Genomic DNA, 22189 nt, shown 5'->3' with positions numbered 1-22189 from the left:
CGCACATGTCCCCTGAGGTCCCCGCGGCACCCCCGCCGCACGACGCCCCCGCGCTCTTCACCGCCCTCCCCGCCCGCAACCTCGGCAAGCGCGAGCTGCGCACCCTGGTCGACCGGCTGGCCCTCGCGCCCGGCCTCTGGCGCGGCGAGGTCGCCTTCTCCGACGCCGAGCGGCACTACGCCTCCCTCCACCGCGACACCTATGTCGACATCTGGCTGCTGTGCTGGACCCGGCAGAACGACACCGGCTGGCACGACCACGACCTCTCGTCCGGCGCGGTGCGGGTCGTCCAGGGCGTGCTGACCGAGTCCAACCCGCGGATCGGCGGCGCGCACCTGGCCACCGCCGTCCGGGCCGGCGCCTCCTTCTGCTTCGGACCGGACCACATCCACCGCCTCACCGGCGCCACCGACGACGCGGTCTCCCTGCACGCGTACTCGCCGCCGCTGTGGCGTCTGGGGCAGTACGCCATCACCGAGGACGGGCTGATGCGCCGGCTCCCGGTCTCGTACGCGGACGAGCTGCGCCCCTTGGAGCCCGCGGCCTGCGCGGACCTCCGTACCCCCGGGTCCGGGGCAACGCCCGCAGCCGTACCGGGAAGCCCCGGCTCCTCCTTTTCCGGTCCCGGGTATTGATTTCTCCATTCAACCGCGCCGATCCTGCATGAACTCATACAGCCGATGCGCGGAAGAAGGCAGCCGATGGCGGCAGTGGTGGAACAGCGCACGATCGACGTCGTCCCGGACGACGAACGCCACGGCACGCCGGTCAGCCAGTTCACCCTCTGGCTCGGCGCCAACCTGCAGATCACCGCCGTCGTCACCGGAGCGCTGGCCGTCGTGTTCGGCGCCAACGCCTTCTGGTCCCTGATCGGCCTGCTGCTCGGCAACCTCCTCGGCGGCGCGGTCATGGCGCTGCACTCCGCCCAGGGGCCGCGCCTCGGCCTGCCGCAGATGATCACCTCCCGGGCGCAGTTCGGGGTGCGCGGCGCGGTGGTACCGCTGGCCCTGGTCATCGTGATGTACATCGGCTTCTTCGCCAGCGGCACGGTCCTGGCCGGGCAGGCGGTCGGCGAGCTGACCCATCTGGGCGACACACCGGGCATCGCCGTCTTCGCCGTGATCACGGCCGTCGCCGCCGCGGTCGGCTACCGGCTCGTCCACGTGCTGGGCCGCGTCGCCAGCGTCGTCTGCGCGCTGGCCTTCCTCTACCTCGGCGCGCGCCTGCTGGAGCGGGCCGACCTGGCCGTGCTCCTGCACGACCGGTCCTTCTCCTTCCCGCTCTTCCTCCTCGCCGTCTCGCTGTCCGCCTCCTGGCAGCTGGCCTTCGGCCCGTACGTCGCCGACTACTCCCGCTACCTCCCCCGGCACACCTCCACCCGCGCCACCTTCTGGTGGACGCTGTCCGGCTCGGTCCTCGGCTCGCAGTGGTCGATGACCTTCGGCGCGCTCGCCGCCGCCGCGGCCCCCGCCGCCTTCGTCGGCCACGAGGTCTCCTACGTCGTCTCCCTGGGCGGCACCGGCCTGATCGCCTCGGCGCTGTACTTCGTCATCGCCCTCGGCAAGCTGACCATCAACGTGCTGAACACCTACGGCGGTTTCATGTCGCTGGTCACCGGCGTCAGCGGCTTTCGCAGGCCGGGGCCGTCCGGCGCCGGAGGCAAGGGGAGCACGATCACGCCGCGCGGCCGGGCCTTCCACATCACCGGCATCATGCTCGCGGGCACCGCCGTCGCCCTGCTCGGCAAGGACTCCTTCCTCACCTCGTTCAAGGACTTCCTGCTGTTCCTGCTGACCTTCTTCACCCCCTGGTCGGCGATCAACCTGGTGGACTACTACCTGATCTCCAGGGAGCGGTACGACATCCCGGCGCTCAGCGACCCGGCGGGCCGCTACGGCGCCTGGAACGGCCGGGCGCTGGCGGTGTACGCGGCCGGGGTGCTGGCCCAGTTCCCCTTCCTGGCCACCCACTTCTACACCGGCCCGCTGGTCTCCCCGCTCGGCGGCGCCGACATCTCCTGGCTCGTCGGCCTGGCCGTACCCGCCGCCCTGTACTGGACCGTCACCCGCAACGACACGGGCCGCGTCCCGCCCGCCGCCCCGGAAGAACCGGGAGAGCCGGGAGGGCCGGGAGGGCCGGGAGGGCCGGGCTCCACCCCGGCGAATACGGGGGAAAGCCCTACCGCGCGGCCCGCCTCCCGTCCGTAATCTCGGCAGCATGGCTACCCATGACCCGGAGTTGCGGAAAGAACTCGACGCGACCCTGCAGACCCGCAAGGAGCTGGGGCCGGAGTACGAGTCGGAGTTGGTCGAGCGCTTCCTGGAAAAGCTCGACACATCGGTCGACCAGCGGGTGCGCCGGCAGTTCGCCGAGCAGCAGTTGCAGGTCGCGCGCGGCGCCCTGCCGCCCCGCCCGCGGTCCGCGCCCGGCAACGGCTACGGCGAGCGCTTCGGTTTCGCCACCGTCTCCCTGGTCCTGGCGATACCGCTGTCCGCGATCGGCGCCGCCCACGCGGACCTGATCGGGATGCTGGTCAGCTGGGCCGGGATCGTCGGCGTCAATGTGCTGCACACCGGCGGCCTCTTCGGGTGGGCACCCGGGAAGCGCAAGCGGGAGACGGACGGGTGGGACTGAGCCGGCCGGCGCGCGGGCCGGTGCGCAGACCCGCCCAGGGGCCGGTACGTCGACCGGCGCGCGGACCGGTGCGCGGGGACCGCCGCACCCCGGCCGGGGCCGGGGGCGGGACGACGGCGGTCCCCGCGGGGGACGCGGGCCGGGTCAGGGCCGGCCGTCGCGTCCGGGCGATCTGCGGAAGGTCCGGGAGCCGCTCCGGAAGTCCGTATCGCCACCGTCACCACTGTGCCCGGCCAGTGTTAAGCCCGTGCTGCGGGCGCGTGACGCATACGTACACCTTGCGGTGTCCGCCCGTTTCCTGACGGTCACTTGACGCCGGCTGTCCTCGGCGCCGCGCACCACCCGTCCCGGGCCCCGGCGTCCCGCGCTACGCCTGCTTGGCGTCCCGCGCCAGGAAGGCGAGCAGGTCCTGCCGGCTCACCACGCCCGTCGGCTTGCCCTCGACGAGCACGATCGCCGCGTCCGCCTTCTCCAGGACCGCCATCAGGTCACCGACCGGCTCGCCCGAGCCGACCTGCGGCAGCGGCGGGCACAGGTGCTTCTCCAGCGGGTCGTCGAGCGACGCGCGCTGCGCGAACAGCGCGTCCAGCAGCTCCCGCTCCACGACCGAGCCGACGACCTCCGCCGCCATCACGTCGGGGTGCCCGGCGCCCGGCTTGACGATCGGCATCTGCGAGACGCCGTACTCGCGCAGCACCTCGATGGCCTCGCCGACCGTCTCCTCCGGGTGCATGTGGACCAGCGAGGGCAGCGCGCCCTCCTTGTACCGCAGCACGTCGCCGACGCGCGCCGCGGGACCGGCGTCCTCCAGGAAACCGTAGTCCGCCATCCACTCGTCGTTGAAGATCTTGCTGAGGTACCCGCGGCCGCTGTCCGGCAGCAGCACGACCACCACGTCGTCCTCACCGAGCCGCTCGGCGACCTCCAGGCCCGCCACGACCGCCATGCCGCAGGAGCCGCCGACCAGCAGGCCCTCCTCCTTGGCCAGGCGCCGGGTCATCTGGAAGGCGTCCTTGTCCGAGACCGCCACGATCTCGTCGGCGACCGTACGGTCGTAGGCGCTCGGCCAGAAGTCCTCACCGACGCCCTCGATCAGGTACGGACGGCCCGAGCCGCCGCTGTAGACCGATCCCTCCGGATCGGCGCCGACGACCTTCACCCGGCCCTCGCTGGCCTCCTTCAGGTAGCGGCCGGTGCCGCTGATGGTGCCGCCGGTGCCGACGCCCGCGACGAAATGAGTGATTTTTCCCTCGGTCTGTTCCCACAGCTCGGGACCGGTCGTCTCGTAGTGCGAACGCGGGTTGTTCGGGTTGCTGTACTGGTCGGGCTTCCAGGCCCCCGGCGTCTCCCGCACCAGCCGGTCCGAGACGTTGTAGTACGAGTCCGGGTGCTCCGGGTCCACCGCCGTCGGGCAGACCACGACCTCGGCGCCGTACGCCCGCAGTACGTTGATCTTGTCGGTGGACACCTTGTCCGGGCAGACGAAGATGCACTTGTAGCCCTTCTGCTGGGCCACGATCGCCAGGCCCACCCCGGTGTTTCCCGAGGTCGGCTCCACGATGGTGCCGCCCGGCTGCAGCTCGCCGGACTTCTCGGCGGCCTCGATCATCCGTACGGCGATCCGGTCCTTCACGGACCCGCCCGGGTTGAAGTACTCGACCTTCACCAGGACGGTCGCCCGGATCCCTCGGGTGACGTTCCTGAGCTTCACCAGCGGGGTGTTGCCGACGAGCTCGATCATGGATTCGTAAAACTGCACGGTGGTCTCCGCTGTCGGGGGCGCGCTGTCCTGCGCCCATCCGACCAGCCTATTGCCCACCCCTCATGGAGTCGCCGCGCGTTGTACGGCCCGCCCGACGGGGCACCACCTTGGTACGGCGCTTCCGCCGCCGCCACCACGACGTACCGACCCAGGCCCCGCGACCGCCTCGCCACCGACTCCGCCGCCGCTCCGATCCCGTCCGCCCGTCCCTCCACACCGCACTCCGCACCACTGTCCGCACCGCATTCCGCACCGCATTCCGCACATGTTCCGCACGCACTGCACGGGGAGGTGCCCGGCCTATGCCGATGACGATGTCCAGGGCGAGGGTGGCACGGCGGATCGCCGCCGCCGCGGCGGTGGGCGGCGGTGGGATCGGCCTGCTCGGCGTGGCCGGTGTCGGCCTGCTGCTGACCGAGGTCCGTCTCGCCCGCCGTACGGTCGGCGGCTCCAGCGACCGGCCGCCCTGCGCGGACGGCCGCTACGGCTCCGCCTTCGCCCACCGCACCGACCGGCCGCCGCTGCGCCTGGGCTTCCTCGGCGACTCCACGGCCGCCGGACAGGGCGTCCACCGCCCCCGGCAGACCCCGGGCGCACTGCTCGCCTCCGGCCTCGCCGCCGTCGCGGAGCTGCCGGTCGACCTGCACAACGTGGCGCTGCCCGGCGCCCAGTCCGACGACCTCGACCGGCAGGTCACGCTCGTCCTGACGGATCCGGGGCCGGTGCCCGACGTCGCCGTCATCATGATCGGCGCCAACGACGTCACCCACCGGATGCCACCGGCCCGCTCGGTGCGCCTGCTGTCCGACGCGGTCCGCCGGCTGCGCGAGTCCGGCTGCGCCGTGGTCGTCGGCACCTGCCCCGACCTGGGCACCATCGAGCCGGTCTACCAGCCGCTGCGCTGGGTCGCGCGCCGCCTGTCCCGGCAGCTGGCCGCCGCGCAGACCATAGGGGTGGTGGCGCACGGCGCCCGTACGGTCTCGCTCGGCGATCTGCTGGGCCCCGAGTTCGAGGCGCACCCCCGCGAACTGTTCGGCCCCGACAACTACCACCCCTCCGCCGAGGGGTACGCCACCGCCGCGATGGCCGTACTGCCCACCCTCTGCGCCGCACTGGGCCTGTGGCCCGAAGAGGAGCACCCGGAGCCGCACCGCCGCGAGGGCATCCTCCCGGTCGCCGAGGCCGCCGCGCAGGCCGCGGACGAGGGCGGCACCGAAGTCACCCCCACCCGCGCCCCCTGGGCCCTGCTCAAACACCGCAGGCGGCGGCAGATCCCGCCCCCGGACCCGACGGAGACCGCAGAGCAGACAAGCCCGTCCCGGGGCACCTCCCAGCATTGACCGGGGACGCTTGAGGACGAGCGAAGCGAAAACGACCCGCCCGGCAAGTCCAGCCGGCCCGGCGCCTGAGGACGAGCAAAGCGAACCCATCCCGCCCAGCACTTGAAGACGGGCAAAGTAAACCCAGCCTGTCCGGCGCTTGAGGACGCCCGCCGCAGGCGCCCCGTGCCCGCAGACACACTTACGCCGCACCCCCATCCACCGCAGCCAAGCGCAGCGGTTGGCAGCGATAAGCACCCGCTTAGAAAAGAGTCCCGCATCACAAGCCCTACCGCGTGACCTCCGCCCTACGGCCGGGTAACTTCCCCCACAGCCCTGCCAGTCCTTCCCCTGGAGCCGTCATGCCCGAAGCCGTGATCGTTTCGACCGCCCGCTCCCCGATCGGCCGCGCCTTCAAGGGCTCCCTGAAGGACGTCCGGCCGGACGACCTGACCGCCGGGATCATCCAGGCCGCCCTCGCCAAGGTCCCCGAGCTGAACCCCGAGGACATCGACGACCTGATGCTCGGCTGCGGCCTGCCGGGCGGCGAGCAGGGCCACAACCTGGGCCGGATCGTCGCCGTACAGATGGGCATGGACCACCTGCCCGGCTGTACGGTCACCCGCTACTGCTCGTCCTCCCTCCAGACGACCCGGATGGCCCTGCACGCCATCAAGGCGGGCGAGGGCGACGTCTTCATCTCGGCCGGTGTGGAGACCGTCTCGCGCTCCGTGAAGGGCACCTCGGACGGGATGCCCGAGACCCACAACCCGCTGTTCGCCGACGCCGAGGCGCGTACCGCCGCCCGGGCCGAGCAGGCGGGCGCCGACTGGCACGACCCGCGCGAGGACGGCCTGCTGCCCGACCCGTACATCGCGATGGGCCAGACCGCGGAGAACCTGGCCCGTGCCAAGGGCGTCACCCGGCAGGACATGGACGAGTTCGGCGTACGGTCCCAGAACCTCGCCGAAGAGGCGATCAAGAACGGCTTCTGGGAGCGCGAGATCACCCCGGTGACCACGCCGGACGGCACGGTCGTCAGCAAGGACGACGGCCCGCGCGCGGGCGTCACCCTCGAAGGCGTGCAGGGCCTCAAGCCGGTCTTCCGCCCCGACGGCCTGGTGACGGCCGGCAACTGCTGCCCGCTCAACGACGGCGCCGCGGCCCTCGTGATCATGTCCGACACCAAGGCCCGCGAGCTGGGCCTGACGCCGCTCGCCCGGATCGTCTCGACCGGCGTCAGCGGCCTGTCGCCGGAGATCATGGGTCTCGGCCCGGTCGAGGCCTCCAAGCAGGCCCTGCGCCGCGCCGGCCTGGGCATCTCGGACATCGACCTGGTGGAGATCAACGAGGCGTTCGCCGCCCAGGTGATCCCCTCGTACCGCGACCTCGGCATCGACCTGGACCGGCTGAACGTCAACGGCGGCGCGATCGCCGTCGGCCACCCCTTCGGCATGACCGGCGCCCGCATCACCACCACGCTGATCAACTCCCTCCAGTGGCACGACAAGCAGTTCGGCCTGGAGACGATGTGCGTGGGCGGCGGGCAGGGCATGGCCATGGTCGTCGAGCGCCTGAGCTGACCCCGGCCGGACGGGCGCCGTCCACGGCGGACGGCGCCCGTCCGGTGAGTACGGCAGGTGCCCGCCCGGCATCCACGGACGGCCGCCCGCGGGCGGCCGCCGACGCACGGCCGCGGCCCGCTCCCGCGACCCTCCGTACCCGTACGCCCCCAGCGGCACCCCACCCGCACCCTGCGTCCCAACTGACGTACGCAGAGCGACCGTCGGTGAGCTGGGTCACCGGTTGACGCGATCGCGATCAAATAGCGCCCAGGATTGTGACCAACCCCCCCACGAGGTCACGTCCTCGCAGGTCAGCGCGGCGTCACCCGAACGCACGAGGACTGAATCCCCGTCCGGTCGAGGACCTGCGGCACTGGGCCCGGTCGCCGACGAGCGGCAGCCTGATGTAGGAAGTCGGGGGACATTCTGCTAATGGGAGTACGTCAGTGAGCGCCATCACCCTTGCCCTGCTGCTGGCCGCGGCGGTCGCCGTGACCTTGGGAGCTGCTGCCCTGTACACCGCCCACGCGCTGCGCCGCCAGGTCACCGGGCTGCGCGCCGAACTCCTCGCCGCGTACGCGGAGGCCCGCGCCGAGGCACGTGCGCAGACCGCCGCCGCGAGCATCCCCGCCGCCCGCACCACCCCGGACGCCGGGCACGCGCTCGCCGACATACGGGCCGCCGTCGCCGACGCGCTGGCCGAGGAGCGGGAGCGCGAACTCGCCGAGGCCCGCGCCTTCTGGGCCGCCCAGGAGGCCAGGGACGCCGCCGACGCCCCGTCCCTGATGGGCCCGCTGGACGGCGGCACCGACCACTTCGACCCGCACGAGCGCCTCGACGACGTGTACTTCCTGCCCCGGCAGGCCGACCTCGCCGGGCTGGAGCCGCTGCTCGGTCCGGACGCGCCGCTCACCGCCGACGGGCCCGGGGCCCTGGAGCCGGTGGACGCGCTGGAGAGCGAGGCCGCCGAGGAGGCGGAGTCCGCCGAGCTGGCCGCCGCGCGCCGCCGCCACCCCTCGCACCCGGACTTCACCCCGGCCCCCGCCGTCGGTGACCACGAGCGCACTGTCGGCCGCCTGGAGGAGCTGGCCCGCGACCGCACCCCGCTCGCGGACGTCCGCCCCGGCCCGCTCGGCACCCTGGACGTCTACGTCTTCACCGACGGCACCACGATCTGCATGACGCCCGGCCACCGCGAGACCGCCGAGCGCGTCGCCGCCGCCCTGCGCGCGGGCAGCTCTCCCGTCCTGCTGGGCGGCTCCGGCATCTCCGGCGCCTACGCCCTGACCTTCTCCTGGGGCCCCGCCACCACCGACAGCGTCTACATCCTCGCGGACCGCGTCATCGCGTCCCTCTGAAAGCCGCCCGCCGGAGGATCCGGCCGGAAGCAGCCGTTCCCCGAAGCCCCGGGGGCCTCAGCAGCGCGCCGCGGCCCCCCGCACCAGTTCCACCGCCTGCGCCAGCGCGCGCTCGTCACCGGCGGCGCGTATCGCCTCCACCAAGTCGTGCCCGGCCACCGCCACTTGGTCGCCGACCGCGAACATCCCGGCGTCCGGCAGCTCGCGCGGCTCCCGCCCCGGCTCTTCGACGCGCTGCGCCCGCGCCGCCAACTCTCGGGCCACGGCGAGCGCTTCGGCCGCGGCACCGCGCGCGAGGGCGCTCTGCGGCAGCGCCCGCAGGCGGTCGGCGAGGGCTTCCACGGCAGTCTGCAAAGGCGTCACGTCAAGCACGGACCGAGCTTATGCGCCACTCCCGGGTGGTTGCCAACACCCCAACGGTCAGGCACGGTGGGCTGAAGGACCAGCATCGAACGCGTCCGGAGGCGCCGATGTCTCAACTCTTCTCCGAAGAGACCCACCGGAACCTGCTCTCCCGCATCCCCCACTGCACCGGCCGCGAAGTCTCCGACTGGCTTCGCACGGTAGATGAAGGCCCCGCTCTCTTCCGCTTCGAGGAGAAGGTCAGCTGGCTCCGTGGCGAGCACAACCTCGCCTACGGGCACGCCAAGGCGATCGTCCACGAGTACGACCTCAGGCGCGCCGCGCGCAAGCTTTAGCCGTGCCCGCCGGAAGACAGGCGAAGGGCCCGCGGGAACACCCACGGGCCCTTCGTCAGGTCACCGGCCGGGGCACCGCGCCAGGCCTCGCCCGCCGCGGTGCCGTACCTCAGTCCCGGAGGATCGAGATCAGCCGCAGCAGCTCCATGTAGATCCACGCCAGCGTCACGGTCAGGCCGAACGCGGCCAGCCAGGACTCCTCGCGCGGAGCGCCGTACGCGATGCCGTCCTCGACCTGCTTGAAGTCCAGGGCCAGGCAGAGCGCGCCGAGCACCACGCCGACGACGCCGAACAGGATGCCCAGGCCGCCGCTGCGGAAGCCGAGGCCGTCACCGCCGCCGAAGGCCATGAACAGCACGTTGACGAACGACAGCAGCACGAAGCCGAGCAGCGCGATCATCAGGTAGCGGGTGAAGCGGGCGGTGACCCGCACGATGCGGGTCTTGTAGGCGACGAGCATGGCGACGAAGACCGCCATGGTGCCCATCACGGCCTGCATCGGCGCGCCGGCCAGCTTCGGCACGTCGTTGATCGCGCCGCTGAGGGCGCCGAGGAACAGGCCCTCGAACGCGGCGTAGGTCAGGATCAGGGCCGGCGAGGGCTTGCGCTTGAAGGACTGGACGAACGCCAGCACCATCGCGATCAGGCCGGCGCCGACGGCGAAGCCGAGGCTCTTGGTCAGGAAGATCCAGCCGACGGCCGCACCGGCGATCACGGTGCCGAGCGTCATGCCGGTACGCAGCACGACGTCGTCCATCGTCATCCGACGGGTCTGCGGCGCGTACTGCGGCGTCTGGGTGCCCTGCGCGGCGTCCTGGGCGTACGGGTTGCCGCCCTGGGCGTACGGGTTGGTCCCGGCGTAAGGGTTCGCTGCGGCCCCGGCCTGCGGCGGCGCGTCGAAGCCCGCGTAGCCGTTGTTGTCGCGGCTGAACCCCCGTCGCGAGAAGACCGGGTTGCTGCTCCTCATCTCACTCCTCCATGGCCGCCCTGCGCGGCCTTCCCACCAGGGTAATGGCTTGGCAAAAGCGCGTTCTAGTTCTTGAGCAGGATCTTCACCGCAACTTCGGGTGATCAATCCTGCCCGGGGACGAATCCCCCGGCGGATCACGTCGGTAAGACGTACGGGAGGCCGGGAAGGTGCCCGGACGCCGTTGAGGGACCGTACGCGGGCGGCGTGCGGTCCCTCAACGGGTTTCGGCGGCCGGTGGCGGCCGCCGGACGGGTCACTCGTTGTTGACGCCGTTCTGGGAGAGGATCGGCAGCTTGTCGATGAGGTGCGACAGCGCCTGGTCCTGCTGGGTCTCGGTCGAGTTCTCGACACACTGCTGGTTCTGGTCCGAGGACACGATGTCCTGCAGGCCGACGTTGACCAGGCCCACGATGTTCTGGACGTTCTCGACCGGGATGCCGATGCACAGCTTGTTGAGCGAGTCGCCGACGAGCGTGGCGTCCGGGCTCATGTCGCCCTCGGTGCCGCCGTTGCCGAACGCCTGGGCCGAGTGGTTGCCATTGGCCGTTCCCGTACCGCGGTCGTCCCCCACCGCCATGGCCTGCGGAGCGGCCGCAGCGGAGATACCGACCAGAGACGCGGCAACTGCCACGCTCGCCATCATCTTGTTCATCTCGAAACCCCTTCAGGAAATGAACTCCCATGACGAAGGGAGCCCTGTAAGCAACAACCCGGTACGGCCGAGAAAGTTGCGCATCATCACCCGAACAGATCGACATTCCAGTTCGCCGCCCGAAATGCCACTCGTCCGTGTGGGCTTTCGGCAGCACGTTCCGGGGACGATTTCCCCGGTCCCGTCGGACAGTGAAAGGACAAGGCATACCGCATGGTCGCCCCCGTGGACGCGATGCGCGTGAAAGAGGAAATCGTCGAAGCGGTGCGCCGCGGCGACGACGCCGGCGTCGACACCCTGCTCGGCCGCTTCGCGCGGGTCGCCGATCTGGAAGCGCTGATGAGTCTGCGCAGAGCTTTGCTGGAACAGCCGGACGAGGCCGGCTGACACCGGTGCGCCGACCGGTGCCGACGTTCCGGCCACCGGTGGCCGGTCACACAGGGAAAAGGGCCCGCGCTGCCGGACGGCGGCATCGCGGACCCTCGCCCCGGTTTCACGCAGCGACGGTGTCCGTCACTGGTTGTTGGTGCCGTTCTGGGAGAGGACCGGCAGCTTGTCGATGAGGTGCGACAGCGGCCCGTCGCCCTGGACCTGGGTCGAGTTCTCGACACACTGCTGCTTCTGGTCCGAGGACAGCAGGTCCTGCACACCGACGTTGACCAGACCCACGATGTTCTGCACGTTCTCGACGGGAATCGCGATGCAGGGCTTGTTGAAGGAGCCCTGGATGAGCGCGAACTGCGGGCTCATGTTCCCCATCGTGGAGAAGTTGCCGTACGTCTGGGCCGCACCGTTGCCGTTGACCGTGGTGACTTTACGGTGGTCTCCGACGGCCGCCGCCTCTGGGGCGGTGGCGGCCGCGATACCGGCAATGGAAGCGGCCGTGGCCACTGTTGCCAGCGCCTTGTTGATCATATGTGATCCTTCGCGTTTCGGGATGCTCTTTACCCGGGGCGGTTTGCACAACTCGATGTGACGAGCTTGGTTGTGCTCCATCACTCAAATGATTTCGGGTACAACTGAGCGGCACAGTTGTACTGCGGGCCGGGCCTTACTTCCTGGAGGGCTTGGCCACCTCGACGCCCCTGAGCCCCGGCGTCTTCTGCGTGACATTCCCGACGGTGTTCATCAGCTTCTTCGTAGCCGGGGAACTCTGCAGATCACCGGAGGTGTTCTCGACGGTCCGGACCACCGGGTCGAGCTGCCGGCCGTCCAGCTGCTTGTTCTTCAAGGCGTCCGCAAGGCCACCGTTCAGACTGAAACTCGGCACCTGCCCCGGTGCGCCGGCGAAAACGGGGGACGCCGCTCCCAGAGCCATGACGGAACCGGCCAGAAACGCGGCCGTCTTCGCGTACTTCACTTTCCGCTGTCCTTTCCTGAGCGGTGCTGGCGGCCGCCGCAGCGGAAATCGCCACGCGGCCTCCCCGGCTCTCTCCGGACCACCGCTTTTTCGGTGTTGAACGATGTCGGCCCGAAAGAGAAACCCATCCGTTTCACCACTTCCCGGCCCCCTCCGACGCGAAGGGCCCCGGCACGCTTGGCTGGCGCGCCGGGGCCCTTCGCTCCATCCACTGCTACCCGTTCGACGCGGTGCGTCAGTCGTTGACGCAGGTGTTGCCGAACGCCGGGTTCAGCAGACCGATGATGTCGATCGAGTTCCCACAGAGGTTGACCGGGATGTGGATCGGGATCTGGAGAACGTTGCCGGAGAGGACGCCGGGGGAGTTCTGGGCGGCGCCCGAGGTACCCGCGTCGGCGAACGCCGGAGTGGCGGCTCCGGCCGCCATGAGCGTTCCAGCAGCGACTGCGGCAACCTTCGCGTACTTCACTTTCAGCCCTTTCCGCAGCGGAGTCTGAAACGGTCACGTCCTTCGTGCCGCACGGGCGCCTTTGCGGCCGCCCGTAACGCCGCTACCAATATGTGTAACGATTCGTCCGCGCCGACGAAACTCCTGCGAAGTCGATTTTCACGAGGAATCGCCCGAATGGTTCAGCGCGGCCCGTTTAGAAGAGTGGGATTGCGGGGACTGCTCGCGCTTTTTGTGAAGCGCAAAGGCCCGAGTCGTTCAGGAGGAGAGAACCGACGTCCCGGGCCTTTCACGGCAGACCGGCTCAGCTGTTGTTGACGCCGTTCTCGGACAGCAGCGGGAGCTTGTCGATGATGTGCGACAGCGGCTGGTCGCCCTGCGTCTCGGTCGAGTTCTCGACACACTGCTGCTTCTGGTCCGAGGAAATGATGTCCTGCAGGCCGACGTTGACCAGGCCCACGATGTTCTGGACGTTCTCGATCGGGATTCCGATGCAGGGCTTGTTGAGCGTGCCTTCGATCAGGCTCAGCTGGGGGGCCATGTCACCCTCGGTGCTGGAGTTGCCGAACGCCTGCCCCGCGCCGTTGCCGTTGGCCGTCGACGTGCCGCGACCGTCACCGACGGCCATGGCCTGCGGAGCTGCCATGGCCGAGACGCCGACGACGGACGCAGCTACGGCCGTCGTGGCCAGGAACTTCTTGATCACGATTCACCCTTCTCGAAGCGGAGTGTCCGTTTCCGGAGCGTCCTGGACAACTCGCGTCCGCCGGTTCAGTTTCGCCGGTTCACCCGAATGCCACGAAACCGTAGACACATATCACCGCGCCGCGGCCCGCCCGGAAGTACGCCGGACAATCCGGAGCCCCCGCGGCCGGGCCGCCGTCACCGAAATCGCGAAAATGAGCGAAACTGCCATCGGCTCCGCCCGCCGTGCCTTTCCCCGTCCCTGCTGCCATAATCCCGCCGCACAGAGAAAGGCCCCGCGACACGCGGGGCCTTTCCTGGTCTCAGCGGGCGGGCGGGCCCAGGAGCCGCCCGTCCCGCGGAAGCCGGCTCACTGCTCGACGTTGCCGATCGCCAGGCCGACCTTGGTCACGTTCTTCTTGTACTTGAACTTGTACGTGTCGTTGTCGTTGTACGTGTACGCCTTGTTGTCGTTGTACTCGTTGTGCTCCTTGTGCACCCGGTCACAGTGGAACTTGCCGTACTTGGCACCGCAGTTGTTGCCGGCGCTGAGGCGCGGCGCGTCGTCCCACGACGCGGCGGAGGCCAGGCCCGAGAGCGGGACGACGGCAAGGGCGGCGATGGCGAACGAGCCCGCGGTACGACCGATGAACTTGCGCATGCTTTCTCTCCTCGTGCGCAGAAATGTGACACGGGATGTCTACCGCGGCCGTATCCGCTCGAACACGCACTGCCATGTGATATATCTGTTCGGGTCCGAAGTGCGACCATTTGCAGCACCAGCGTTTCCCCCGTGGAAATGCTTGCGCTATCCACGGCGAGATGCATTCGCGCGGTCCGCCGAATGCGGGACCGGCCCGCGGGGCGCGGCGCCGCCGACGGCCCCGCACGGCGGGCACGCCCCGTGCCGGCGCCGGGGAACGGCGCGCCGCCCGGCACACTGGACGGGAGCGGGGACACGCCCCGGGAGCCCGGCCGGATCCGGGCGCAGACGTGGAGGAGCGATGGCCCAAGGCAGGCGGCACCTGACGATCACCACGGTCGTCGACGCCGAGGAGTGCGCGGTCCTCCGGGTGGCCGGGGAACTGGACGTGCACGCGGAGCGGCAGTTTCTGGACGAGTCGGGCGCCGTGATCGCGGCCGGGCACCGGTTCCTGGTGCTGGACCTGACCGCACTGCGGTTCTGCGACTCCCGCGGCCTGAACTGCCTTCTCGCCCTGGAGTGGCTGTGCCGCCGCATGAACGGCCGTCTGCTGCTCGCCTCCCTGGGCGTCCGCGTCCTGCACGTCCTCCTGGTCACCCGCGCCGTGGACGCCCTGGCCTGCTTCCCGACCGTCGGCCACGCACTGGCCGCCGTTCCCGAGGAGATCCGCCCGTCCTGGCCGCCCGGCGGTACGGTGGCCGCCGACGGTGCCGGCAGCGGCGGCCGTGACGGCACCGGCAGCCGCGAAGGCAGTGAGGGGAGTGACGGCGACGGCGTCAAGAGCCGGGACCCGGACGCGTACCGGTCCGGCGAGCGGGAGCGGCCGCGGCAGGGCAGCCGGGACCGGTCCGCTCCGTAAGCGTCCGGCCGGACCTCACGGGCCTCGCCGGCACCGGAGCGCCGGGCCGGGCGACCGCCGGGTACGGCGGCCAAGTGCTGTGCCCGGAGCCGGACTTGAACCGGCACGGCCCGAAGGCCAGCGAGGTTTAAGCTCGCCGTGTCTGCATTCCACCATCCGGGCCTGGGATCCCCCATGCCGCCTCAAAGGGGGCAGCACGAGCCTAGCCCGCAAGGCCGTCCGAACAGGGGCCCGTCTTCCCGAGGTTGTCTTATTTTATTGGCAACTGAGGGGTCATCAGCGGCTGGTACGGGCCGTCGGCACATGCCTGCGGCCCACCCCCGCCGTTCCGGCGCCTGCCGCGCACCGTGTCCGGATTGACGGAAACTCGACGCCTTGCGTGCGCCCCCTTGAGCGCCCCTCCGCCCCCCGGCCCCTCGGGGTTCCCCTCATACCCAGGGATGAGGGACCGGTTCCGCGCTACGCCCCAGGGCTCCCCCAGGACGGGCTCAGGGGGTGACGTTGGCGTGCCCACGTCTCCTTCACGATGGGAAAGGCCGCGTCCACCCGGCCCGCCACGGTCCCGACGTTCGACAGGAGTCCCTTTCCGTGACCACCCCCCACACCGGTGTTGCCACCGCCACCCGAACCACGGTAGCCGCACGCGCCACAGAGCTCACCAAGGTCTATGGAGAGGGCGAGACCCAGGTGGTCGCGCTGGACCAGGTGTCGGTGGAGTTCCGCCAGGCCGAGTTCACCGCGATCATGGGGCCCTCGGGGTCCGGCAAGTCCACGCTCATGCACTGCATGGCCGGACTGGACGCGATATCCCGCGGCTCGGCCCTGATCGGGGACACCGAGCTGACCGGCCTGAAGGACAAGAAGCTCACCCAGCTGCGCCGCGACAAGATCGGCTTCATCTTCCAGGCGTTCAACCTGCTGCCGACGCTGACCGCGCTGGAGAACATCACGCTGCCCATGGACATCGCGGGCCGCAAGCCCGACCGGCAGTGGCTGGACCAGGTCGTGCAGACCGTCGGCCTGTCCGGGCGGCTCAAGCACCGGCCCGCGCAGCTCTCCGGCGGCCAGCAGCAGCGCGTCGCGGTGGCCCGCGCGCTCGCCTCCCAGCCCGAGATCATCTTCGCCGACGAGCCGACCGGCAACCTCGACTCCCGCTCCGGTGCCGAGGTGCTCGGCTTCCTGCGCAATTCCGTACGGGAACTGGGCCAGACCGTGGTGATGGTGACCCACGACCCGGTGGCGGCGGCCTACGCGGACCGGGTGATCTTCCTCGCCGACGGCCGCATCGTCGACGACATGGCCGACCCGACCGCCGACCGGGTGCTGGAGCGCATGAAGGGGTTCGACGCCCGGGGCCGGGTCAGCTGACCCGCGCCGGAAGCCCGCCGACCGCCCCTCTCCCCCCAGGACCCACCATGTTCCGTACCGCCTTGCGCAACGTGCTCGCGCACAAGGCCCGGCTGCTGATGACCGTCCTCGCCGTCATGCTCGGCGTGGCCTTCGTCTCCGGCACCCTGGTCTTCACCTCCACCCTCTCCGACGCCACGCAGAAGAGCTCGCAGAAGGGCTTCGACGGCGTCGACGTGGCCGTCCAGCCGCATCGCCCGGACACCGCCGGCGCCGCGCCCGGCAAGGCCCCCGGGCTGAGCCAGGCCCTCCTCGACCGGGCCGGGAAGGTCCCCGGCGCGGCCGGCGCCACCGGCACCGTCGACGGGTTCACCGCCATCGCCGACAAGAAGGGCCGGCAGGCCGGCAACGGCACCAGCGCCCGCGGCCGCAACTACTACCCCGGCGCGGACGGCAAGGACGCCCGCTTCCCGATGACGTCCGGCACCGCCCCCAAGGGACCGCACGAGATCGCGCTGGACTCCGGGACCGCCGAGAAGACCGGCTACAAGGTCGGCGACACCGTACGGCTGTCCGTCGACGGCCCGGTCCGCGAGGCGAAGATCTCCGGCATCTTCACCACCGACGACGGCGCGGTCTCCACCGGCGGCAGCCTCGCGCTGTTCGACACCGCGACGGCGCAGAAGCTGTTCGCCGCGCCCGGCGAGTTCAGCGAGATCGACGTCAAGGCCGCGCCCGGCACGTCCCAGGACGCGCTGAAGGCGGCGGTCGACAAGGTGCTGCCGGACACCGCCCGGTCGGTCACCGGCAAGAAGATGGCCGACGACCAGGCCGAGATGATCGCCAAGAGCATGGACAGCATGAAGACCGGCCTGCTGGTCTTCGCCGGCATCGCGCTGTTCGTCGGCATCTTCATCATCGCCAACACCTTCACCATGCTGGTCGCCCAGCGCACCAAGGAACTGGCCCTGATGCGCGCGGTCGGCGCCAGCCGCCGGCAGGTCACCCGCTCGGTGCTGATCGAAGCGTTCGTGGTCGGCCTGGTGGCCGCCGTCACCGGCCTGCTGGCCGGTATCGGCATCGGCGCCGGACTGCGGGCGCTCACCGGCGCGCTCGGCACCGTCCCGGAGGGCCCGCTGGTCGTCGCCCCCTCCACCGTCGTCGTCTCGCTGCTGGTCGGCACCGTGGTCACAGTGCTCGCCGCCTGGCTGCCGGGCCGCCGCGCCGCGAAGATCCCGCCGGTCGCCGCGATGAACAGCGTGCACGCGGCGGCGACCACGAAGTCCCTGGTGGTGCGCAACGCCATCGGTGCCGTCCTGGCCGGCGCGGGCATCGCCTGCGTCCTGGGCGCCACCGCGATGGGCACCGACGGCAAGGGGCTGATGGGCCTCGGCGCCGGGCTGCTCATGATCGGCGTCTTCGTGCTGACGCCGCTGCTGTCCCGCCCGCTGATCGCGGCCGCCGCGCCCGTACTGCGCGCCTTCGGCATCTCGGGCAAGCTGGCCCGCCAGAACGCGGTGCGCAACCCGCGCCGTACGGCCGCCACGGCCTCCGCCCTGATGATCGGGCTCACCCTGGTCACCGGCCTGACCGTGATCGCGGGCAGTGTCCAGAAGGCCGTCGACAAGATGGCGACCGACGCCCTGAAGGCGGACTACGTCGTCAGCATGGCCACCATGGGCCCGCTCTCCCCCGACGTGGCGAAGACGCTGGCGGCCGACCCGAAGGTCACCGCCGCCAGCCCGGTGCGCAGCGCCGCCGCCCGGATCGGCGGCCAGTCCGAGTCCCTGACCGGGGTCGACGGCAGGACGATCGGCGAGCTGACGGACCTGGAGTTCGCCGCGGGCTCCCTCGACGGGCTCGGCGCCCCGAAGACGAACCGGGCGGTCGTCGACCGCGACACCGCCAAGGAGCACGGCTGGCAGGTCGGCTCGTCCTTCGAGACGGCCTTCGAGGACGGCAAGAAGGGCCGCCTCACCGTCTCCGGTGTCTTCGAGGGCAACGAACTGCTGCGGGGCATCCTGCTCGACACCTCCGTGCTCACCCCGCACCAGCAGCACCCCACCGACGCGCAGGTGCTGGTCAAGGCCAAGGACGGCGCGAGCGAGGCCGCCAAGGACGCGCTGACCGAGACCCTCGGCAAGAACCCGGCGATCAGCATCAAGGACAAGAAGGACGTGTCCGAGAGCATCGCCCAGGCGATCAACCTGCTGCTGAACATGCTCTACGGGCTGCTCGCCATGGCCGTGGTCGTCGCGGTGCTCGGCGTGGTCAACACCCTGGCCATGTCGGTCTTCGAACGGTCGCAGGAGATCGGCATGCTGCGGGCGATCGGCCTGGACCGGACCGGCATCAAGCGGATGGTGCGGCTGGAGTCGCTGGTGATCGCGCTGTTCGGCGGGGTCCTCGGCATCGGCCTGGGCGTCTTCTTCGGGTGGGCCGCCGGTGAGCTGATCGGCGACTCGATGTCCACCTACGAGCTGGTGCTCCCGTGGGGCCGGCTGGGCATCTTCCTGGCGCTCGCCGCGGTGGTCGGCATGCTGGCCGCGCTGTGGCCGGCCCGCCGGGCCGCGAAGCTGAACATGCTGGCGGCGATCAAGGCCGAGTAGCCGCCGCCCGTACGACAGCACGCCGGGGCCCGTACGCCGGTACGGGCCCCGTACGGCACGACCCCGGTGCCCGGTCCGCTCCGCGCGGGCCGGGCACCGGGGTCGCCGTGTGCCGTACGGGGGTCAGCCGCGCCAGTCGCGGCTGCGCAGCGGCAGCCCGGAGGCGCCGGAGTCCGGCGTGCGGACCGCGAGCACCTGGTTGACCCCGATCCGGTTCTGCTCGAAGGACAGCGCGGAGGCGGCCATGTACAGCCGCCACACCCGGGCGCGGCCCGGTGTCGTCAGCCGCACCGCCTCCTTCCAGTGCGCCTCCAGGTTGGCCACCCAGGCGCGCAGCGTCAGCGCGTAGTGCTCGCGGATCGCCTCCACGTCCCGCACCTCGAACCCGGCGTCCTCCAGCTGTCCGACGGTGCGGCCGACCGGGGCCAGCTCGCCGTCCGGGAAGACGTACCGGTCGATGAACTCGTCGACGTGGTAGGCGTCCTCGTCGGCCAGCGGGCGGCGGGCGATCTGGTGGTTGAGCAGCCGCCCGCCGGGCTTGAGAAGGGCGTACAGGTCGGCGGCGTACTCGGCGTAGCGGGCGCGGCCGACGTGTTCGGCCATGCCGATCGAGGAGATCGCGTCGAACGGCTCGTCGTGGACCTCGCGGTAGTCCTGGACGCGGATCTCGATCCGGTCGGCGAGGCCCGCCTCGGCGACGCGCTTGCGGCCGTAGGTGGCCTGCTCCTCGGAGAGGGTGATGCCGACGACCCGCACGCCGTACTCGCGGGCGGCGTGCAGGGCCATCGAGCCCCAGCCGCAGCCGACGTCCAGCAGCCGCTCGCCCTCCTTCAGGCGCAGCTTGCGGCAGATCAGGTCGAGCTTGTCGCGCTGGGCGTCCTCCAGGGTGGCGTCCGGGCTCTCCCAGTAGGCGCAGGAGTAGACCATGGACGGGCCGAGCACGAGCTCGTAGAAGTCGTTGCCGACGTCGTAGTGGTGGCTGATGGCCTCCTTGTCACGGCGCAGTGTGTGCAGCGGACCGTGGCTCTTGGGGGCCTCTTCGGCGGGCGGCTTGGGCGGTACGGGGAGGCCCGCCAGGGTCACCAGTTCGCGGGCGGCGGCACGGATCTCCGGCTTGGCCAGGGCCCGCAGGGCGGCGGCACGCTGCGGCTTGTCCGCCGCCGTACCGCGCTCCCACACCATCCCCGACAACAGGTCCAGTGCCTCGTACAGATCGCCCTCTACATCGATCTCACCGGCCACCCAAGCGCGCGCGAGGCCCAACTCACCCGGCTTGAACATGAGGCGGCGCAGGGCGCGACGGTGGCGGATGACGAGGGTGGGTGCGCCCGGCGGGCCGTACTCGCTGCGGTCCCAGGCGCGGATGCGGACCGGGAGCGGGGCTCCCAGCACCTCCTCGGCGAGCTTGGAGAGCCGTCCAGCGGCGTCGGCCATGTCGCACACCTCCGTGTTGACGAGAAGGGCGAAGACAGTTTCACCCACCATGTAAACGCCGTCCGGGCGCCCGCTAGTCCCGTTCGTTCGTAAGGGAACAGCAAAACGACCGCGCTGCGCCACAACGAATACGCCGAAGGAGCGGCCGCACCACGGATGGCGGCCGCCCCTTCGGCGGTGGTGTACGGGTGACGTCCGCTGCCGGACGTCACTCCCGACGGAAGGTCAGGAAGCCTTGGCTTCCGCCTTGTCGCCGCTCTTGGCCTTCTTCTCGGCGTCATCAGCCGCGGCGGCGGGCGCCGGAGCCGGCTTGGCGGCCTCGTAGAACTCCTCGCGCGGGTTCTCCATCGCGCCGAGCGAGGTGATCTCGCGCTTGAGGAACATGCCGAGGGTCCAGTCGGCGAAGACGCGGATCTTGCGGTTGAAGGTCGGCATCGCCATGCCGTGGTACGCGCGGTGCATGTACCAGGCCAGCCGGCCCTTCAGCTTGATCTTCGTCTTGCCGACGACGATCATCGCGACGCCCTTGTGCAGGCCCAGGCCCGCGACCGCGCCCTTGTTGGCGTGGCTGTACTCCTTCTGCGGGAAGCCCCGCATGCCGGAGATCACGTTGTCGGCGAGGACCTTGGACTGGCGCAGCGCGTGCTGGGCGTTCGGCGGGCACCAGGCGTTCTCGTTGCCGGCCTTGCGGCCGACCAGGTCCGGGACCTGGGCGTTGTCGCCCGCGGCCCAGATGTAGTCGGTGCCCTGCACCTGGAGGGTGGCCTGGGTGTCCACGTGGCCGCGCGGGCCCAGCGGCAGACCGAAGCGGGAGAGCGCCGGGTTCGGCTTGACGCCCGCGGTCCACACGATGGTGTTGGAGTCGACCTCCAGGTCGTTGCTCAGCACCACGTGGCCGTCGACGCAGGACTTGGTGCTGGTGCCGAGGTAGACCTCGACCCCGCGGCTCTCCAGGTGCTCCTTGCCGTAGGCACCGAGCTTGGGGCCGACCTCGGGGAGGATCTTGTCGGCGACGTCGACCAGCAGGAAGCGCATGTCTTCGCGCTTGACGTTGTTGTAGTACTTCGCGGCGTCGCGGGCCATGTCCTCGACCTCACCGACGGTCTCCGCACCGGCGAAGCCGCCGCCGACGAAGACGAAGGTCAGCGCCTTGCGGCGGACCTCTTCATCGGTCGTGGAGTCGGCCTTGTCCAGCTGCTCCAGGACGTGGTTGCGCAGGCCGATGGCCTCCTCGATGCCCTTCATGCCGATGCCGTTCTCGGCGAGGCCGGGGATCGGGAAGGTACGGGAGACCGCGCCCATCGCGATGACCAGGTAGTCGAAGGGCAGCTCGTACGCCTCGCCGACCAGCGGCGAGATCGTGGCGACCTTGCGGTCCTGGTCGATGGTGGTGACGCGGCCGGTGAGGACCTCCGCCTTCGGGAGCACGCGTCGCAGCGGCACCACGACGTGGCGGGGAGAGATGCTGCCGGCAGCAGCTTCAGGGAGGAAGGGCTGGTACGTCATGTACGAGCGCGGGTCGACGACCGTGACCGTCGCCTCGCCGTACCGCATCTTCTTGAGGATGCGGCGTGCCGCGTACAAACCTACGTACCCACCGCCTACAACGAGGATCCTGGGACGCTCCGTGGTGCTCATGCAATCGAGTATCCACCCCCACCCGGAGCACCCCTCGTGAGCCCCTTCACAAGGTTGCGAAGGTCATCTGCTACACTCCGCGCCCCCGTGATCGACGCCATACCCCCAAGAGGGAACCACGCCACCCTCCGAAGCGTTGGAAACCCCTT

22 protein-coding genes and 1 tRNA gene are annotated in these 22189 nt (G+C 70.7%); 11 read left to right on the top strand and 12 right to left on the bottom strand.

From position 1 onward, the window contains the following. Positions 1–5: 5 nt before the first annotated feature. From OEIGOIKO_RS25250 to OEIGOIKO_RS25240, 3 genes are all read left to right on the top strand, one after another. A complete protein-coding gene (locus OEIGOIKO_RS25250; protein WP_246177526.1) occupies positions 6–635 on the top strand; it encodes a cysteine dioxygenase in 630 nt (209 codons plus the stop codon). Positions 636–701: 66 nt separating this feature from the next. Then, positions 702–2207, top strand: coding sequence for a purine-cytosine permease family protein (locus tag OEIGOIKO_RS25245; protein ID WP_125055935.1), 1506 nt, complete (start codon positions 702–704; stop codon positions 2205–2207). Positions 2208–2217: 10 nt separating this feature from the next. Next, complete coding sequence (locus OEIGOIKO_RS25240) at positions 2218–2634, top strand: hypothetical protein (protein WP_125055934.1); 417 nt, start codon at positions 2218–2220, stop codon at positions 2632–2634. 367 nt (positions 2635–3001) lie between these two features. Here OEIGOIKO_RS25240 and OEIGOIKO_RS25235 read toward each other — a convergent pair whose 3' ends face one another. Next, positions 3002–4393, bottom strand: a complete 1392-nt coding sequence (locus tag OEIGOIKO_RS25235) for a cystathionine beta-synthase (RefSeq protein ID WP_125055933.1) — start codon at positions 4391–4393, stop codon at positions 3002–3004. 311 nt (positions 4394–4704) lie between these two features. Between OEIGOIKO_RS25235 and OEIGOIKO_RS25230 the strand changes: the two genes are divergently transcribed. From OEIGOIKO_RS25230 to OEIGOIKO_RS25220, 3 genes are all read left to right on the top strand, one after another. Continuing rightward, on the top strand, positions 4705–5736 hold the full coding sequence (locus tag OEIGOIKO_RS25230; protein WP_170252064.1) for an SGNH/GDSL hydrolase family protein: 1032 nt from the start codon (positions 4705–4707) through the stop codon (positions 5734–5736). 341 nt (positions 5737–6077) lie between these two features. Further along, positions 6078–7298 carry an acetyl-CoA C-acetyltransferase gene (locus OEIGOIKO_RS25225; RefSeq protein WP_125055931.1) on the top strand — a complete coding sequence of 407 codons (1221 nt, stop codon included), beginning with the start codon at positions 6078–6080 and terminating at the stop codon, positions 7296–7298. A gap of 428 nt (positions 7299–7726) precedes the next feature. Next, entirely contained in the window at positions 7727–8638 is a 912-nt protein-coding gene (locus OEIGOIKO_RS25220; RefSeq protein ID WP_125055930.1) for a hypothetical protein, read from the top strand. A 57-nt stretch (positions 8639–8695) separates the two neighbouring features. Here the strand turns inward: OEIGOIKO_RS25220 and OEIGOIKO_RS25215 are convergent, their stop codons facing one another. Beyond that, on the bottom strand, positions 8696–9010 hold the full coding sequence (locus tag OEIGOIKO_RS25215) for a hypothetical protein (RefSeq protein ID WP_125055929.1): 315 nt from the start codon (positions 9008–9010) through the stop codon (positions 8696–8698). A 98-nt stretch (positions 9011–9108) separates the two neighbouring features. Between OEIGOIKO_RS25215 and OEIGOIKO_RS25210 the strand changes: the two genes are divergently transcribed. Beyond that, complete coding sequence (locus tag OEIGOIKO_RS25210) at positions 9109–9336, top strand: DUF4287 domain-containing protein (RefSeq protein WP_003984087.1); 228 nt, start codon at positions 9109–9111, stop codon at positions 9334–9336. 109 nt (positions 9337–9445) lie between these two features. On the opposite strand, the gene OEIGOIKO_RS25205 is transcribed toward OEIGOIKO_RS25210, so the two are convergent. Further along, positions 9446–10303 (bottom strand): Bax inhibitor-1/YccA family protein, encoded by an 858-nt coding sequence (locus OEIGOIKO_RS25205; protein ID WP_125055928.1) that lies wholly within the window; start codon positions 10301–10303, stop codon positions 9446–9448. Positions 10304–10559: 256 nt separating this feature from the next. After that, a complete protein-coding gene (locus tag OEIGOIKO_RS25200; protein WP_125055927.1) occupies positions 10560–10958 on the bottom strand; it encodes a rodlin in 399 nt (132 codons plus the stop codon). Positions 10959–11183: 225 nt separating this feature from the next. On the opposite strand from OEIGOIKO_RS25200, the gene OEIGOIKO_RS41770 reads away from it, so the two are divergent. Then, entirely contained in the window at positions 11184–11345 is a 162-nt protein-coding gene (locus OEIGOIKO_RS41770) for a hypothetical protein (protein ID WP_170251845.1), read from the top strand. Between the two features lie 126 nt (positions 11346–11471). Here the strand turns inward: OEIGOIKO_RS41770 and OEIGOIKO_RS25195 are convergent, their stop codons facing one another. The 5 genes from OEIGOIKO_RS25195 to OEIGOIKO_RS25175 all read right to left on the bottom strand — a co-directional run bounded on the left by OEIGOIKO_RS25195 (position 11472) and on the right by OEIGOIKO_RS25175 (position 14111). Beyond that, positions 11472–11873, bottom strand: a complete 402-nt coding sequence (locus OEIGOIKO_RS25195) for a rodlin (RefSeq protein ID WP_125055926.1) — start codon at positions 11871–11873, stop codon at positions 11472–11474. 136 nt (positions 11874–12009) lie between these two features. After that, a complete protein-coding gene (locus tag OEIGOIKO_RS25190; RefSeq protein ID WP_125055925.1) occupies positions 12010–12318 on the bottom strand; it encodes a hypothetical protein in 309 nt (102 codons plus the stop codon). 235 nt (positions 12319–12553) lie between these two features. Then, entirely contained in the window at positions 12554–12787 is a 234-nt protein-coding gene (locus OEIGOIKO_RS25185) for a chaplin (RefSeq protein ID WP_031009422.1), read from the bottom strand. Between the two features lie 283 nt (positions 12788–13070). Next, positions 13071–13472, bottom strand: a complete 402-nt coding sequence (locus OEIGOIKO_RS25180) for a rodlin (RefSeq protein ID WP_125055924.1) — start codon at positions 13470–13472, stop codon at positions 13071–13073. Positions 13473–13820: 348 nt separating this feature from the next. Next, complete coding sequence (locus tag OEIGOIKO_RS25175; protein ID WP_030021621.1) at positions 13821–14111, bottom strand: hypothetical protein; 291 nt, start codon at positions 14109–14111, stop codon at positions 13821–13823. 343 nt (positions 14112–14454) lie between these two features. On the opposite strand from OEIGOIKO_RS25175, the gene OEIGOIKO_RS25170 reads away from it, so the two are divergent. Next, complete coding sequence (locus OEIGOIKO_RS25170) at positions 14455–15012, top strand: STAS domain-containing protein (RefSeq protein ID WP_125055923.1); 558 nt, start codon at positions 14455–14457, stop codon at positions 15010–15012. A gap of 80 nt (positions 15013–15092) precedes the next feature. Here OEIGOIKO_RS25170 and OEIGOIKO_RS25165 read toward each other — a convergent pair. Further along, positions 15093–15174: transfer RNA gene (locus OEIGOIKO_RS25165), tRNA-Leu, on the bottom strand. A 426-nt stretch (positions 15175–15600) separates the two neighbouring features. Between OEIGOIKO_RS25165 and OEIGOIKO_RS25160 the strand changes: the two genes are divergently transcribed. Next, positions 15601–16380: an ABC transporter ATP-binding protein gene (locus OEIGOIKO_RS25160; RefSeq protein ID WP_125055922.1), complete on the top strand. Its 780-nt coding sequence runs from the start codon at positions 15601–15603 to the stop codon at positions 16378–16380. A gap of 47 nt (positions 16381–16427) precedes the next feature. Next, positions 16428–18968, top strand: coding sequence for an ABC transporter permease (locus OEIGOIKO_RS25155; protein ID WP_125055921.1), 2541 nt, complete (start codon positions 16428–16430; stop codon positions 18966–18968). Between the two features lie 123 nt (positions 18969–19091). Here the strand turns inward: OEIGOIKO_RS25155 and OEIGOIKO_RS25150 are convergent, their stop codons facing one another. Both OEIGOIKO_RS25150 and OEIGOIKO_RS25145 read right to left on the bottom strand, forming a co-directional pair. Further along, complete coding sequence (locus tag OEIGOIKO_RS25150; protein WP_125058929.1) at positions 19092–20402, bottom strand: SAM-dependent methyltransferase; 1311 nt, start codon at positions 20400–20402, stop codon at positions 19092–19094. A 225-nt stretch (positions 20403–20627) separates the two neighbouring features. Next, entirely contained in the window at positions 20628–22040 is a 1413-nt protein-coding gene (locus OEIGOIKO_RS25145; RefSeq protein WP_125055920.1) for an NAD(P)/FAD-dependent oxidoreductase, read from the bottom strand. Positions 22041–22189 lie beyond the last annotated feature (149 nt).

Source organism: Streptomyces paromomycinus, assembly GCF_003865155.1.
GTDB lineage: Bacteria > Actinomycetota > Actinomycetes > Streptomycetales > Streptomycetaceae > Streptomyces > Streptomyces chrestomyceticus.
The sequence above is the reverse complement of the archived record's forward strand: the minus strand, read 5'-3'. Positions and strand labels throughout refer to the sequence as shown.